The sequence below is a fragment of the Arsenicibacter sp. R0_47 genome (assembly GCF_057652235.1).
In genome coordinates, this window is record NZ_JBYFCJ010000007.1 from 117554 (window position 1) to 133198 (window position 15645).

At 51.3% G+C, this 15645-nt stretch carries 10 protein-coding genes and 2 pseudogenes; 4 read left to right on the top strand and 8 right to left on the bottom strand.

The window, feature by feature from the left end:
- Positions 1 to 31 precede the first annotated feature (31 nt).
- Positions 32 to 1372 (top strand): hypothetical protein, encoded by a 1341-nt coding sequence (locus AC23NW_RS14925; protein WP_487450445.1) that lies wholly within the window; start codon positions 32 to 34, stop codon positions 1370 to 1372.
- Between the two features lie 597 nt (positions 1373 to 1969).
- On the opposite strand, the pseudogene AC23NW_RS14930 reads toward AC23NW_RS14925, so the two are convergent.
- Positions 1970 to 2179: pseudogene (locus tag AC23NW_RS14930) on the bottom strand (NAD(P)-binding protein); the annotation flags it as partial.
- A 72-nt stretch (positions 2180 to 2251) separates the two neighbouring features.
- A pseudogene (locus tag AC23NW_RS14935) lies at positions 2252 to 2539 on the bottom strand (DUF6597 domain-containing transcriptional factor); the annotation flags it as partial.
- Positions 2540 to 2639: 100 nt separating this feature from the next.
- Here AC23NW_RS14935 and aac(6') point away from each other — a divergent pair.
- On the top strand, positions 2640 to 3083 hold the full coding sequence (aac(6'), locus tag AC23NW_RS14940) for an aminoglycoside 6'-N-acetyltransferase (protein WP_293843830.1): 444 nt from the start codon (positions 2640 to 2642) through the stop codon (positions 3081 to 3083).
- 79 nt (positions 3084 to 3162) lie between these two features.
- Here the strand turns inward: aac(6') and AC23NW_RS14945 are convergent, their stop codons facing one another.
- The 3 genes from AC23NW_RS14945 to AC23NW_RS14955 form a co-directional block, all read right to left on the bottom strand.
- The gene (locus tag AC23NW_RS14945; RefSeq protein ID WP_487450446.1) at positions 3163 to 4905 is read right to left on the bottom strand and encodes a RagB/SusD family nutrient uptake outer membrane protein; all 1743 of its coding nucleotides are present in this window, start codon (positions 4903 to 4905) and stop codon (positions 3163 to 3165) included.
- Between the two features lie 20 nt (positions 4906 to 4925).
- The gene (locus AC23NW_RS14950) at positions 4926 to 8570 is read right to left on the bottom strand and encodes a TonB-dependent receptor (protein WP_487450447.1); all 3645 of its coding nucleotides are present in this window, start codon (positions 8568 to 8570) and stop codon (positions 4926 to 4928) included.
- A 198-nt stretch (positions 8571 to 8768) separates the two neighbouring features.
- Positions 8769 to 9893 carry a FecR family protein gene (locus tag AC23NW_RS14955; RefSeq protein WP_487450448.1) on the bottom strand — a complete coding sequence of 375 codons (1125 nt, stop codon included), beginning with the start codon at positions 9891 to 9893 and terminating at the stop codon, positions 8769 to 8771.
- Positions 9894 to 10210: 317 nt separating this feature from the next.
- Here AC23NW_RS14955 and AC23NW_RS14960 point away from each other — a divergent pair, with 317 nt between their 5' ends.
- Positions 10211 to 10348, top strand: a complete 138-nt coding sequence (locus AC23NW_RS14960) for a hypothetical protein (RefSeq protein WP_487450449.1) — start codon at positions 10211 to 10213, stop codon at positions 10346 to 10348.
- A 113-nt stretch (positions 10349 to 10461) separates the two neighbouring features.
- Here AC23NW_RS14960 and AC23NW_RS14965 read toward each other — a convergent pair whose 3' ends face one another.
- Positions 10462 to 11055, bottom strand: coding sequence for an RNA polymerase sigma factor (locus tag AC23NW_RS14965; RefSeq protein WP_487450450.1), 594 nt, complete (start codon positions 11053 to 11055; stop codon positions 10462 to 10464).
- 404 nt (positions 11056 to 11459) lie between these two features.
- Here AC23NW_RS14965 and AC23NW_RS14970 point away from each other — a divergent pair, with 404 nt between their 5' ends.
- Positions 11460 to 12491: a LacI family DNA-binding transcriptional regulator gene (locus tag AC23NW_RS14970; protein ID WP_487450451.1), complete on the top strand. Its 1032-nt coding sequence runs from the start codon at positions 11460 to 11462 to the stop codon at positions 12489 to 12491.
- Positions 12492 to 12493: 2 nt separating this feature from the next.
- On the opposite strand, the gene AC23NW_RS14975 is transcribed toward AC23NW_RS14970, so the two are convergent.
- Complete coding sequence (locus AC23NW_RS14975; RefSeq protein WP_487450452.1) at positions 12494 to 13702, bottom strand: glycoside hydrolase family 88 protein; 1209 nt, start codon at positions 13700 to 13702, stop codon at positions 12494 to 12496.
- A gap of 4 nt (positions 13703 to 13706) precedes the next feature.
- Entirely contained in the window at positions 13707 to 15644 is a 1938-nt protein-coding gene (locus AC23NW_RS14980) for a glycoside hydrolase family 97 protein (RefSeq protein ID WP_487450453.1), read from the bottom strand.
- Position 15645 lies beyond the last annotated feature (1 nt).

Below are 15645 nucleotides of genomic sequence, written 5' to 3' on the forward strand. Positions count from 1 at the left end.
TTTGGGCTACTGAACAGACACAACGACGATCATGAACCTTATCCCTGAATGGAAACAGCTGGGCACGCTGTCGGCTTTTTTACTGCTGATTGCCTGCCAGCCAACGCTTTCGCCCGAAACACCGCCGTCAACCGGCAATGAACCGGCCCAGGTAACCGAAGCTGGCAAACCCGTTGGTACGCCGGTGCAACAGACCATCGGTACCGGTGGCGGCAGCATCACAACCCCCCTTTCGGCAACCTCAACCGAAACGTTAACCGTCAACTTCCCTGCCGGAGCGTTGTCAGCGCCGGCGACTATTAAGATTCAGCTGGTAGAAAACAAAGCACCGGGTGCCATCGGTCCGGCCATTGAGATTTCGCCGAAAGATGTAACGCTGCAAAAACCGGTAACCATTACCTGGCAATACGGCGAGACGGGGCTGAACGGAACGGGACCGGCAGCAGTGGGTATCGCCTATCAGAAAGAAAACGGAACCTGGGCGGGTACCGGTAACCTGACACCCAATGACGCTGTTAAAACACTGACCGCCACCCGCCCGACATTCGATCTGAAATATCCCGTCGCGTTTTATCAGAACTTTTACCTGAAGTACCATAAGGACAATCTGGTGCCGAATGAGTCGGTGGAATTGTACGTTGCTTTCCAGCCCAACCACAGTGATGCTGACGAGTCGAAGTACCGGGAAGAATTACTGGCTCCGCTGAATGCCTGGAAACCGGTCGGAGCCGAAAACCTGGACAACTGGCGGCTGAACGGTGAAAAACCAACATCGGCAAATGCATCATGGGGGACGTTAAATGTCCATAACAGTGGTGAAAAAGCACTGTTTGTTGCCCCGAATCGTGTTCCGCAATGGAATCCGGCAGCCATCAGTGTAGACCTGAAAACCGGTGGCCGCAGCCGTGTGATGCTGGTGGCCAACCTGACGATGCATTCCCCGAATAAATTTACGGCCGCTGGCAAAACCTACGAGAATGCGGAAGTGGCGGTATCGGTCGCTGAGCCGGACTATGTGTTTCTGTCGTTGACGGAGCCAAATCCGAAAGACCCGACCTATCCGGCAACGGCTCATTTCCAGATCCGGAATTTTAAAGGCCCCGGAACGTATACAATTGATCCGACCTGGACAAGCCCTAAGGTGTCCATTGGGGGTAAGGAAAGCGGGAAGGACGGGCTGAATTACTCATATGGTTACCAAACCGGTGTTGAAAATAAATTTTCTGACGGGTCGGTAACTATTAAGGAGTATACCGGTAAAAATGGCAAAATCACCGGAAACTTTACGGCTACACTGTACAACTATAATAAATCGAAGAGTGTGCTTAAAACCAGCTCATTCAGCGGAAGTTTTCAGGCAAGCATCAACTAACCACTACCCAGCGTAAACCAATGAAAACGATACTTAATAGCTTAGTAAGCGTAACCGGTAACGGCACTGTTTGAAGACAGCGACTTTGCGGGCTCAATGCTGTTTGAGATGATTCTGGTTATAGCACCGCTGAAGTAAGCCGGCAAACATCTGACAGAGGAGAATGTAAAAGAGGCTCAACGGTTTACGGTTGAGCCTCTCGATTTATAGGAAACGGACAAGTAAAAAAATGATTGCCCAAAACACAGCCGTACCAATGATCAGCGTTAACAAGCCAATCAGCGGGCCGTAATTCCTTTTCATTTGTGATTCATTAACTACCATGGTGTAAATATAAATCAAAAAAAAAATAAAAATGTACAAACCAATTTGTCAACTGCAAAAAAAGTAGCAGATACAATTTTTCGCAGATATATTTTTTGTCCGGTGTAGATTGCTGATTATCAGATTACTGTTGTCAGAAAGTCACTTCTGGTTTAGAGCTGGTTAAACAAATTGAGTAAATGGTCTAATGAGGCCTCCTGATGTAACTTAAATGTTTGCTCTAGTGTCATTTGGGTCGTGTCTGCTGCGTATTTCCGCATAGCTTGTTCATAGGCCGTAATAGCTGTTAAGGTATCCGGGAAAGCGCCGGTCAGGCACCTTGCGAGTTGGAGCGCGTTCGTACACAGAAACGCTGATTCCTTTTTGTTGCAGTAGCCGGGCCAGGGTTAGTCCGCCGGGGCCGCCGCCGATAATGGCTATGTGAAGGCGGCAATCCTTATAGAACCGCCTGACTAACTGTTCCGTAAACCGCTCAACAAACATGTCGAAACCGGAGATGCTGTCTGTCCGGAAATCGAAATCGGCTAGTGGGATCTGATAGAACGTGTTCGTCAGGAGCGTTGTGTGCTTACCAAACATGTACTCAATCGCCAGCGGCCGGAAGCTGACGGCCATCATGCATTCATGCCCCCGGATAAGGCCTTTGCCGGGCTGACTTTCCAGGCCGAGCAGGGAGAAGTGGGTTGGCTGGCGGGAGGAGAAGGATAAATCAATCCGGCCGTCGGGCAAAATGATAACCGGCTTGTCATCGGCGGACCGGTTGGTCAGCATCCAGAAGCTTTCGACAACGTCAGCCAGAGCCGGTGTCGGTGTACGGGTCAGAAAGTCGGGGTCCTGCGTCATGGGCCGGTTGCAGCATGATTTCAGGAGAAACCGGTTTTTTGCCTTTTTTTGTTCATTTGGAAGAATTTCTCAAACAGGTTTCTGGAAATATACGCTTTATATGACAATTAACCGGACAACTGAAGCTGATTTGCCCGACTGGACCCGGCTGGCGCTGGAACTCTGGCCGGACGATGACGAACAACATGAGATGGAGGCTATTCTGCGGGAAATACTGGCCTCGCCGACGCAGGACGGCTTTATCGTGCGGGATGCAGAGGGAGAAGCCATCGGATTTATGGACCTGTCGCTGCGGACTGATTATGTACCCGGCGCGACGGCCAGCCCGGTAGCGTTTCTGGAAGGCATTTATGTCCGGCCGGCCTGTCAGCATCAGGGGATCGGCCATGCGCTCATCCGGCAGGCTGAGGCATGGGCCCGTGCGCATGGCTGTTCCGAACTGGCTTCCGACGTGACATTCGGCAACGTTGCCGGTGAGACCTTTCACCGGAAGGCAGGTTTTGAGGAGGTCGAACGGGTAATTCAGTACATCAAACCGATCTGAAACCTCCAGCACTAAAAACGCCGTACCAGGCTTCCGGTACGGCGTTCGAATGTTTCCTCTGTGCGTAGCTGTAGCTGTATTACCAGCCCGGATTCTGTTCCAGCTTCGGATTTAGCTGGATCTGCTGGGTTGAAAGCGGTAACAGGTAATTACGCTGATCCCATTTGCGGCCGGAAGCCGACTGGAGCAAGAGGTTTCCTTCGCTGTCTAACGGATAGGGAGAATTACCGTTCGACTGTTTCCAGCGGGTTTCCCATGCAGTTCCTTTCCACTTGATTCCCTGAAGATTGGTAACCATTTCTGTTTCTGCGGTTTTCCACCGGATCAGGTCATCGCGCCGGAAGCCTTCGAAATACAGTTCCACGGTACGCTCACGCCGTATTTCCGTGCGCAGATCCAGTCCGTTAGCCTGTGCAAATGTATTCGAAAGTTTAGGCATGGTCTTGTTGATCCGGGTCCGGGTCAGATTCAGTGATTTATCCAGATCCGCATCGGAAATAGAACCGTTTCGTTCGTAAACCGCTTCCGCATAATTCAGTAAAACTTCGGCATATCGGATTACCGGATAGTCATAGCCTTCTTCATTATCATTGACCTTACGCTCGGCAACCCACTTGATATTTGCATAGCCAGAGTTTTTGGCATTATTATTTAATGAAGCTGAGGTTGAATCGGCGGCATCACCCGTCCACAAGGTCCGGGAGCCGCGCCAATACCGTTGTCCGTCCATGACCAGATCATTCGTCATCCGGTTGTCCCGGCCGGCATATTCGGAGCGCAGGGTGGCGTAGCCCTGAAAGCCGGAGGCCGTATTGTCAATTGGTAATCCCTTCTGCGTCAGGAAAAGGTTGGCAAACTTACGGGTAGGCCAATAAACGTTGTCGTAGGTGCCCTGGGTAATATTGAGCCGTATTTGCCGTTGAGCGGCATCATACCGGTTGGCCAATACGTATTCCTTGTTTGCTGATTTCACAATGCCGGCAGGATTCGATTTGTCATTCTCCAGAATGAAGAGGTATCGGTAGGCCGTGGTACCTAAGGCCGCCGGTGCAAAAAGCTCATACTGAGCACTGCTGATAACCGCGCCGCTGTTGCTGACCGACTTGTCGAGTAGGGTATTTGCTCTCGCGGTATTGCTGCGGAACTTTTGCCAGGTTCCTTCATACAACGTAACACGTCCCAGAAAGGCCTGAGCAGCCCCTTTGCTGACTCGTCCTTTATCACCCGCTGCAATGTTATTTTCGGTAGGTAGCGTTGCAATGGCCGCTTCCAGATCAGCAATAATAAAATCGACGACCTCGTCCCGTGAATTGCGGGGGGCGGTCAGCTCCGGCGAAGTCGTAGTCAGCGGCTTATCAATGATGGGTACACCACCGAATTGCTGGAGTAGCGTAAAATAAACATAGGCTCTGAAAAACCGTGCTTCAGCCACAAACAAGGCTATGTCAGACGGGTTAGGATAAGCTGCCGCCTTTGCCAGAAGATAGTTGGTCGACCTGATGCGGGTGTAGGCAGTAGTCCAGTTCCCGTCGGCATTCGGGACAGCATTGGTGCCGCTGCTGTAAGGGTTCACCCCGGCAGTTGAATAAAACAGGTCTTCGCGCAGGACATGATAGGGACCATCATTGAGGATATCAGTAAATGTCCTGAGATACGTATAAAACTCATTGGCTGCAAGCCGGAACTGATCCGGGTTCTTCCAGAAGCTGGCATCTGAAATCTCGCTGATTGGCTGTAGATCAATTAGTTTATTGCAACTGTTGAGCGACAGCAGCAGCGTCCCCGATACGATCGTTATGTATTTACGAATATTGATTTTCATGAATGCTAAAGATTTTCGGACTAAAAGGTAAGATTAACACCATAGGTCAGGAAACGGTAGAACGGATAACGCTGGCTGAATGTACTGACGTTATTGTTATTGCTATCACCGTTATTAGACACTGTCCGGGTTGATTCCGGATCCCAGCCGTCGCGGATTTTTGTAGTTTCCCACAGATCGTTTCCGGAGAAATAAACCCGTAGCCGTTGAATTCTGGCTTTCTGTGTAATTCGCTGAGGAATAGTATAACCGATAACCAGATTTTTCAACCGTAAATACGCCCCGTTTTCAGCAACCCAGTTTGACGGGTAATAATTGTAATTGTTAATGGTTCCGGTACTTGATAACCGTGGCAGAAAGGCATCTGTACGTTCAGAAGTCCACCATTGATTCAGAAACGCTGCATTCTGTGACTGGAACAGGACTGCCGCCGGGATGCGCCAGTTGCCGTCACGAATGATTGTCCGTTGGCCGACGCCCTGGAATATGAAATTAAAATCGAAACCATTCCATTCGAAACCACCGTTGAACGAGTACGAGTAACGGGGATCATCGCGCCCGATGGCTACGGCATCTTCAGGGAAAGTCAGCTTGCCGTCTCCGTTTACGTCGCGGAACATGTTATCGCCAAGCTGAAGCTGTGATTGTGGTGACGTACTGGTCTGATTAAAACCGGTATTTATGTTCGTTCCTGTTGCATAGAAAAGCTTCTTGTAGGCGTCAAGCTGTTCGGTTGTCTGAATACGTCCGGCATAATCAAGTCCGAAATACGTGCCGATCGGGAAACCTTCGACAGCTGTGTTGTAACCACGGTTGCTATTGGAAATAATGGTCTGACCGCCAAAGCCAACCAGTTTGTTCTGGTTATCAGAAATATTTCCTCCGATATGATAATTGAATTTACCGATGCGATCCCGCCAGTTGAGCGACAGTTCCCATCCCCATGTTCTTAATTCACCATTATTGCCGGCCGGTGCGGATGCGCCTAATACGCCCGGATAAGTCCGTGCAATCAGCATATTCTTATTCTCCTTGATGAAATAATCGAATGTGCCGGACAGCCGGTTTCTCAGGAAGGCATAGTCGAGGCCAAAATCAGTCGTTGCAATAGTTTCCCATGTACGATCAAAGGCTACGATGCCGCCCGGCGATACCCGAATGACCGGTGCCGTGCCGATAATCGGAAAGCCTGAGCTGGTTTGTCCCGTTGAATAATTCAGGTTCAGCTGGGTAATATAATCGTAGAGACCAATACCGCTCTGGTTACCGACTGTCCCGTAAGAAGCACGTAATTTAAGGTCACTAATGAAGGTAACAGGTTTCAGGAACTCTTCCTGTCCCAGACGCCATGCGCCGAGGACCCCATAAAACAGTTTCCAGCGACTATCGGCAGTAAACTTTGATGACCCGTCATAGCGTGCATTCGCCTCAAGCAGGTATTTATTTCTGAAACTATAGTTCAAGCGGCTGAAATAACCGGCAAGGGCGTAGTGGTTAGCCGTTTCCGCAATTGTTTTGGAGCTGGCATCAACAGAAGTATTATTGCTGAGTGTTGGCGGCACGCCGGGAACCGGGTCCAGTGTCCGGGCAGAAAAGCGGTTTACTTCATCTCGTTCGTACTGAGCACCGGCAATGGCTTTGATTTCGTGGTCTTCTCCCAGCGTTTTGTTGTATTCAAGGTAGCCGGTGACATTGTAATACGATTCTTTGCGGGCAGATCGCTGGAAGAAACCGCGCGATGTACCGGATGCCGTAAGCTGTTGCAGGAGCTCTTTGCCGGAATAATCATACCAGTCAATGAGATTCTCCGTTGTGTTATAGTCGGTATTGTGGAAGTAATAACCGGTACTGGCAATCGCTTTAAGATCTTTTGTGATCGTATAGGTCAGATTGAAGTTAGTATTAATCCGCGTATTGAATTCTTTATTGTCGCCTCCGAGTTCGGCAATTGAATACGGATTAATGTTGTTAAGGCTAACCCCCGGACCGCCCCAACCGTATGCTTTACCGTCAATTGTATGCAACGGCTGACCCGGTTGAATACCGTTGTTCAAGGCCGTGCCTATACCTGTCGGCTGAATGATATCATTCTTTTCAAGTGAAATATTGCTTTGTACAAACAGCTTGGGAGATATCTGATAGTCATGCCCCAGGCGCAGGTTATAGCGCTTGTTGGAGTTATTGCCGACCTGCAGGATACTTCCGTCATTCAGATAACCAAGAGAAATGCGGTAGCCTGCCTTTTCAGTACGCCCTGAAACAGTCAACTGATGCTGATTGGTCGTAGCAGTTCCCCACATCTGGTCGTAAATGGTTCCGTCAAAGAACATGTAATCACGGATTTCACCAAAAATACCACCACCGGCAAATTGTCCGCCCGGCGCAATCAAGGCTTGCCATTCGGACCTTGTCAGGTAATTTTTGCCGTTCTGTTTAGCGTATATAGACATATCTGCCAGTGTAAGCCATACATCAGAGCGTCCGAAACCATCGTTCAGCCGTGCTTCACGGATCAGCGGACCCCAGCCGTTTACATCAACCAGATCAGGTTTTAAGCCTACGATTTTCTGTGAGACAGAGCCGCTGTATTCAACGGTTGCTTTTCCGTTTTTTGCGCGTTTGGTCGTGATCAGTACCACGCCGCCTGCGGCGCGGGCACCATAAATAGCCGCCGCCGCATCTTTCAGAAACGAAATATTGTCGATATCGCTGGGGTTGAACGAGTTGAGAGCTCCCTGATTAGGTACGGCAATCCCGTCGACGATCACAAGCGGTTCTGTACCATTTACTGAAGTAGCGCCACGGATCTGAAAGTTCCAGCCTTCCCGTCCGGGCTGAGAGGAGGTCCGTGTCACAGTTACTCCGGGCGCCTGGCCTTGTAAAGCTGCCAGGGGACTTGCGATAGGGCCACGGTCGTTGAACGTTTTCGAGTCAAGGGTGGCCACAGATCCCGTCAGGGTTGCTTTCTTCTGTGTACCATACCCGACCACCACAACTTCACTCAGGTTTTTCGTATCAGCCGATAACGTAACGTTAAGCTGGGTCTGGTTACCGACCGTAACCTCTTTTGTGACATATCCGACGAACGAAAACAGAAGGACTGCACCTTGATCCGGCAGGGTCAGGGTGTATTTCCCGCCGGCATCGGTGGTGGTGCCGCGGGTGGTGCCTTTGATGCTGACCGAAACACCGGGCAATGCCACATTCTGGTCATCATAAACCGTACCGGTCAGCGTCCGGTCAGCCGGAGCGGGGACAGCCATCGCTTCTTTATGATCATTGGCACGCGGGGCAGGCTGAGCCGGTGCATTGCGGAGAATGATCTGGGATCCAACGACCTCATAGGTCAGGTCGAGCGGGGCAAGCAGGGAGTTGAGTACCGACGACAACGGCTGGCCCTGCACCGACAGGTTGACTTTCCGATCAGCACGGATCAGCTGCGGGCTGTAAATAAACCGCACCGAAGCGAGCCGGCCAATCTGTTTGATAGCCTGTTCAACGCGCTGGTTTTCAATGGTAACCGAAATCTGCCGGTTTAATACCTCCTGCCCGTTGCCATCGTAGGCAAGGACAAAGGTTGAGCACCAGGCTAAAATCAAAATCTGGTAAAATGTTGTGCGCATGATTTTCCGGAAAATCACCCTTGGTTCAGTATACGTACTCATAAAAGTATAGAACAGATCAGAAGTTTTAGCAAAAAGATCCCCTTACCCGGCAAGGCGGGTCCTGAAATCGTCTGGAAACAATAGAAAGATTAATCAATGAAAGGACTTATGCCGCACGGGACTGCCTGCCTGAAGACACAAAACGCCTGTTTTAACGGGTTTAACACATATTGGCAACGGGGTTAGAAGAATGCATACCTACCTGGTTTGTCGACAACCTTTACTATAAATAACAACCTGTGCATCAATGACCTCGAACCGGGAGTCGGTAGCACGGCAGATCAGGTCGAGGCGGTCAAAGAAGCTTTCGTCGGTAAAATCGGCCGAAAGCTCGCAGCCGGTCAGCAGGTCAGCATCGTAGTTGATGACAATGCCGTACGTTGATTCAAGCTTTTTAAACACACTCACAACCGGAGTCCGCTCAAAAACCATTGTTTTCAGGGCACTTCCCCCGGTAGCTTCTGCCGGTTTCAGGACGGGTTCCGGGTTATTGACCAGTGTTCGTTTGAGTTGTTTATCCTCAAGCGTTACCTGCTGGTTCGGGGTCAGAATGACCGCCGGATTCTTTGTATCCAGTGTCGCCGGATTACCGTCGGGCGGGGTCGTAAAAACCGATACCTTTCCCGTACGGACAATTACGTTTGCTTCTTTATCACCTTCATAGGCACGCACCGTAAAACTGGTGCCCAGCACCTTCGTTGTCAGCTGATTCGTATACACCAGAAACGGATGTTTCGGGCGGCGGACGATGTCAAAAAAGGCTTCTCCTGCCAGAAAAACGCTGCGTTCCTGCGGGCCGAATGTGGCCGGAAAGCTGATCCGGCTGCCTTTTTTCAGCGTTACCAGACTACCGTCCGGCAGTTGAACAAGCCTCGGGGCATCTTCATCATTTGTTACCTCTTTCACCCCGCCAGCCTGTTGCGCGGCCATTTGTTTAAAGCCGGTAATTGGTGAACGGTTACCTGTTTCGTGCCAGTAAAACCAGCCTCCCAGACCGGCAATCAGGGTAACGGTAGCGGCTACACGTAACCACATGCCGAAGCGTTTCGGCCGGACCGGTACCTCTTCAACCGGCGACTGCTCCCTGGCAATCCGCAACCGGCTTAGTTCCGTATCAAGTTCGTCCTCCGTTAACTCATCGTGTGCGTGATGCATGTTGATCACAAACTGCCTTGCCGCCAGCACGAGGTCGAGCTTATCGGGATTCGCCTGCAACCAGCTGCTCCAGAATTCGCGGTCGGCCGGCGGGTCTGTCAGGGCCCAGTTCCGGAACCGTTCGTCCTGAACGAAGTCGTCAAACGTATAATGGATATAATCAGGCATCTTATGGTCTGCAACGGCCTCTTTATATGGAAATAGCGTGCAGCGAGCTGTTGATACTCTCCAGACTGAATTTTTTTGTGATTTTTTTAGAAACACATAGGCCGGCAGGACAAAATTGCGCAGGGAATGGCCGTGATCAAAACCTTTCCGGCCAAAATAAGTGTCGTAAACAAAAGAAACCCCGGTCTGAGAACAGACCGGGGTTTTATATGAAAAAGGATTAATTTGCGGTGCTGATCAACTGTTAGCGCAGCCGATCAGCCCGAAGCCTCCCCGGAGGTGGAGGCATTTGTTTCACACTCAACTCATACACAACTATGAAGAGAGCGAAACAGAACCAGTCAGGAGGACAATTCCTGAAATGGCTCAAAACGTATCAGCCATTGATACAAACAATCTTTGGCGCAATACGTACTGGTTTTGCGATGTTGATCGACTGGTATCGACATTCGTAAACCTACCGTTAAAGGTGCTCCACTCCTGCGAAGAGTGGGGCATACTTTGACGGGATTACTACAAATATAAAGTCCTTCTCAGGTTTGTCCAAACGTTTGGATATGAAGTTTTCTTAATTGAAGATCCGGGCAGGCAGGCAGGTGCGGAGCTGCATCATAGCACGGTACAGAAAGTTGGCAACCGTTTGTTTTTCCACGTTCATAACCTGGGCAATGTCGTCGTTTGACAGGCCCTGATAGAATTTAAGGAACACAACTTCCTGCTGCCGCTTCGGTAGCTGATCTACTGCTTTCCGCAGGCTTTGCTCGGTTTCGGCCGTTTCCTCGCTCATGATCCAGTCCAGTTCGGCTGTGTATTCGTCCGTAACCGGCGTTTCGGGTTCGATACCGTGTTCGAGAGACGACCGCCAGTCCTGTTCTTTTTTCAGCTTACGGAACAGGTTGTTCCGCAGGGCTTTGATCAGGTAAATGGTCACGTACGGCGTCTCAACCACCGCTTTGCGGCGATTCCAGAGTTCAAGGAAAAGATCCTGTAAGCAGTCTTTGATCAGGTCACGGTCTTTCGTGAACCGGCTGGCGTAATTAAACAGCAACCTGTACCGTGCCTGCGCAAGCTGATCAAATGCTTTTTCGTCTCCTTGCTTAAAGCGCGACCATAACTGCGCCATCAGCACTTCATCCGCGGGAATGGACGTTGAGGATTCCATACTCGATAAAGTAAATAGTTAGTTCTTACAGGTATCTGTAAAACAAGGAGGAGTTGACCTCCTTGTCTGTGTGTGTTATATAGGTATAATGCAATTTCAGAGACTAGCTGGTCGGGTAGGGATACCGGACAGATAAACCTGCCTGACGTTGAATCCTGAATATGTTATACTAAGATACAAGTCAAGTCCAATTTGTCAACGGGTACGTAGGCTGAATGTCCGGTATTAAGGAAGAATATTTATTGCAAACGTTTGCGGTAACGTTTGCAAAGCGCTAAATTGAAAAAAAATCATTAAATTTTTTCCAGTACAAGTTTCACTTCACGGTGAAGAGGGCACTAGCCGATAGTTGATAATCAGCCTCATGTTCTTAGATAAGTGATAATTGAGCTATTGCAGCACCTATGAAAAACGCACCCGTTACCATCAAAGATATTGCACGGACGCTGAACATTTCCATCTCAACGGTTTCCAGAGCGTTACGGGGATTGCCGGAGATTCATCCGGACACGCGGAATGCCGTTAAAAAGCTGGCAGAAGAGCTTGATTACCAGCCTAATCAGCTGGCAAAGAATCTGGTAAAAAGCCGGACGAAAACAATCGGGGTGGTATTTCCGAATCTGAGCTATCACTACTTTTCGGCCATGCTCAACAGCCTTGAAGAAACAGCCATGCAGGCGGGATACAGCGTGCTGGTCACCCAAACGAATGAGTCGTATGTACGGGAAACGGTCTGTATCGAAAATCTGCTGCGGAGTCGTGTCGAAGGACTGATCATTTCACTATCCCGCGATACGGTGCATCTGGACCATGTCGAAAAACTGATCAAACGAGGCATTCCCGTAATACTGGTCGACCGGACGGCGGAGAGTCTCGCTGCTACGCGGGTAATTGTTGATAATCAGGCCGCCGCCTTTAAGGCGACCGAGCACCTGATCAGACAGGGTTGCCGCCGGATCGGGTTTCTGGCCGGACCGGCACAGCTTGCCCTGAGCCGTCAGCGAGTAGACGGGTACCTGAAGGCAGCGGCCGAATACGGTGTGATGGCCGGCGAACAATATATCCGCCACTGCGATTACACGAGTGAAAACACCATCGTCCAGACACTGTCACTGATGAGTCTGCCCCAGCCGCCCGACGGTGTTGTTGCCATCAGCGACCGCATTGCCTATCCGGCGCTCTATGCGATGCAGCAAAAAGGCCTCTCCGTACCGGCCGACGTGGCCATGGTGAGTTTTAATAATGAACCGGTTTCGGCCTTTTTTTCGCCGACGCTGAGCAGTGTCAGCCAGCCGATTGCGGAGATGGCTCAGGAAACGGTCCGGCTGCTGGTGCACCAGATAGAAAACCCGGATGACGCTGTCCGTGCCGGGACCATTGTCTTCGACACTCAGCTGATCATCCGGGAGTCTTCCTTGCGGAGCGGTGTGGTATAGCCCTACAGTTTTGCCAGAACCGGTTTGCCGGCGCGCAGCTTTTTCAGGCGCAGCAAGGCTTCAATGTAGTAGTAGTCAGCGTAGTTAATCGACGCATCGACTTCGCTGTTGTTGGGCTTGTGGCCGGTACTGTGTAACAAAAACGCAGGATTGACCGAACGGCTCTGGTACTGCGCCGACGACAGGCTTTCCAGCATCTGTTCCGCTTTGTTCCGGTAATGGCTGGCTTTGGCTTTATCCTTAACCAGTGTCGAGAGTTCGAGCAGGGCCGAGGCCGTTACCGCCGCCGCCGACGCATCTTTGGGCGCATCCGGAATATCCGGTGCCTGAAAATCCCAGTACGGAATCAGGTCGGCGGGGAGGCGTTCGAGGTACACATCCGTAACTTTTTGGGCAAAGTCCAGAAAAACAGGGTCTTTGGTCTCGCGGTAGGTCATGGTATACCCATAAATGGCCCAGCTCTGGCCACGTGCCCACATGGTATGATCGGCATAGCCCTGATGCGTGACACCCTTAATTTTTTTGCCTGTTTCACGGTCGTAGACTACGACGTGATACGAAGTGTAATCCGGCCGGAAATGGTTTTTCATCGTGGTGGCTGCGTGCGAAACGGCCATGGTATACAGCCGTTTGCCACCCCCGTTTTTAGCCGCCCAGAACAGTAGTTCAAGGTTAATCATGTTGTCCATGATGGTGTTGTGCTGCGGCCATTCCATGTTCGGCACGGAGCGTGGCCACGATAAAATGGTACCCACCTTCGGGTTGAACAGCGTGGCCAGTGTATCCGCTGAGGCCAGTAATAACTGCTTATATTCGGGATTACCGGTGAGCCGCAACCCGTTGCCGAAACTACAGTACATCTGAAACCCAATGTCATGGTCAATGGCTTTCCGGAGGGCAAGCGGTGCCAGCTCGCGGGAGAATGAATCGGCTTTGGCTTTCCATTTCGGGTCTTTCGTGAATTCGTAGAGATACCAAAGCGTCCCCGGCCAGAACCCGCTTGTCCAGTCGGTATACCGGATATAGTTCCAGCTGGTTTTGCCCGCAAGGATGTTGCGGGGCAGATTCGGGGCTGATTTTGGCAGCATGGCCGCGGTTTTCGTCGCCTGCCCGACACAGTAATTGAGCTGGGCGTCGACATTGAGGGACGGTGCTGCGGTAAACGCTGTCAGCACAAAGGCAAGGCTGCCGGTTAGCAGTAATTGTTTCATGGTATTAGTTCTTGTCGGGTGTCAGCCAGATCGCCTGACCGCCTTTGGGTAAGAGTGTGAGGTCAAGGGTTTGCCCCGCCTTTACCGATCGGGTTGACACGCGCACCTGTGTCTTTGTCTGCACCGTCGGGTCGTCGGCATAGATATGGGCGGTATAGGAACGGCCTTCCGTCAGAAACCGAAGCGGCAGTTTCAGCGTACGGGCGTCGTTGTTGGTGATAGTCCCCACAAACCAGTCGTCGCCGCTGCGGCGGGCAATGGTGACGTATTCACCGATAGCGTCGTGAATGACCCTGGTGTCGTCCCAAACGGTGGGAACTTTGGCGAAAAACTCGATCTCCGGTTCACCGCCATACTGTGCCGGTTTGTCGTACCAGAACACCGATTGCAACGGACTGTAGGAGATCACGTTCATGGCCAGCTGATGGGCATGGGTGTTTTTCAGCCGTTTATCGTAATAACAGATCGTATAATCACCGGCGCCGGCAATGTAGCGGGTAAACGGCAGAACGGTATTGTGGGTAGCGTCCGGAAACTCTTCATTGCCACGGATCCCTTCCTGGGTCATGACGTTGGGGAAGGTGCGGCTGGTGCCCGTTGGCCGGTATTCGTCGTGAATATTCACCATGAGGTTATTTTCCAGCGCCTTCCGTTTGGCTTCCGTCAGCCACGTCATCCAGCGGTGGGAACCTACCTCCACAAACCCGAACTTAACGCCCTTAACGCCCCATTTTTTGTAGAGCGGGAAAATCTCATCCATCTGTTTGTACAGCGCCTGCAGGTTAACGTACAGAATCACACCCACGTTTTTCGCGTTGCCATAGGCAATGATGCCGGGCATATCGATGGGCGCTACTACCTGCCGCGCGTCTGAGTTGAAGGTAAAGGCCGGCCCATACCATTTCCAGTCGAACAGGATATACTGCAGGTTATGCGCCGCCGCAAAATCAATGCAGGCTTTAGCACCTTCGGTTGTCAGCGTTACTTCGCGGATCAGTTTGCCGGGCTTAATCCAGTCGATATTCGCGGCAGTGGCGGGAGGGTTGAGATTTAGCAGGATGTCGTTGTTTTCCAGCAATTGTCCCGGCCGTTCGGCTACCATGATGACGCGCCACGGTGTGCCAACGTCTGACATCAGATCCACGCTTTCATACAGCGAGGTGACCACCGTGTTTGGCTTCTCCCCGGACAGTTTAAATTTGGTGAGGGCATAGTCAGTCAGTCCGGCTTCGGCCAGACTGGCATACAGGCCGTTGGGCAGCGACAGCGTCAGCGGGCGTTCGGCTGTTTCAGGCCAGTTTGCGAGCGGGAGCGCCTGGTAGGGGCCCTGGGCCCAGGCAGTATACCAGGCTTTGGTCTGGTCGGGAAGGGTAAATTCGCTGTTTTCGGCCATTACGCGGTAATACAGCCCCTTGGTTTGCTCCGGAAAGAAGTAGCGGAATGCTACCCCGGCATTGTAAGCGCGGAAAATGAGCGTTAGTTCATAATCCGGACTGTCGGGCTTTGTAAACTGAACGGCCACCTGATTGTACTGGTCGCGGATCAGGCTTCGTTCGCCGTAGACCGGCTTCCAGGTTGTGTCTTTCGAGGTCCGGATGATATTTTTCAGGACCAGATTATCGCACCAGCCTGCTCCCTGTGAGCCGGGCGCCGAGGTGACCGTGTGGGCCATCGCATGTTCGAACACGTGGTTATCAATCTGAACGCCTAAGGCCGATTCCAGCATAACCGGTTTGGAACCATAGTTAACATGGTAGGAAAGACTACGTTTACCGGGGCTGACTTCCCGCTGGGTAAACGTAAGTTCCAGTTTCCCGTCCGGCGATTGCAGCCTGACAACCGAGAGCGAAGGTTGTTGGGCTGAAACGGCAAACGCACTGAGCAGCCAGCTGAAAAACAGGGTATAGGCAAGGCGATGTTGAGGGCTTGTGTTTTGTCGCATA

What these genes read in the sequence shown, in the direction of transcription:
- AC23NW_RS14925 (WP_487450445.1), top strand. Translation starts at nt 32, where the DNA reads ATGAACCTTATCCCTGAATGGAAACAGCTGGGCACGCTGTCGGCTTTT.
- AC23NW_RS14945 (WP_487450446.1), bottom strand. Translation starts at nt 4,905, where the DNA reads ATGAAAATCAATATTCGTAAATACATAACGATCGTATCGGGGACGCTG.
- AC23NW_RS14950 (WP_487450447.1), bottom strand. Translation starts at nt 8,570, where the DNA reads ATGAGTACGTATACTGAACCAAGGGTGATTTTCCGGAAAATCATGCGC.
- AC23NW_RS14955 (WP_487450448.1), bottom strand. Translation starts at nt 9,893, where the DNA reads ATGCCTGATTATATCCATTATACGTTTGACGACTTCGTTCAGGACGAA.
- AC23NW_RS14960 (WP_487450449.1), top strand. Translation starts at nt 10,211, where the DNA reads ATGAAGAGAGCGAAACAGAACCAGTCAGGAGGACAATTCCTGAAATGG.
- AC23NW_RS14965 (WP_487450450.1), bottom strand. Translation starts at nt 11,055, where the DNA reads ATGGAATCCTCAACGTCCATTCCCGCGGATGAAGTGCTGATGGCGCAG.
- AC23NW_RS14970 (WP_487450451.1), top strand. Translation starts at nt 11,460, where the DNA reads ATGAAAAACGCACCCGTTACCATCAAAGATATTGCACGGACGCTGAAC.
- AC23NW_RS14975 (WP_487450452.1), bottom strand. Translation starts at nt 13,702, where the DNA reads ATGAAACAATTACTGCTAACCGGCAGCCTTGCCTTTGTGCTGACAGCG.
- AC23NW_RS14980 (WP_487450453.1), bottom strand. Translation starts at nt 15,644, where the DNA reads ATGCGACAAAACACAAGCCCTCAACATCGCCTTGCCTATACCCTGTTT.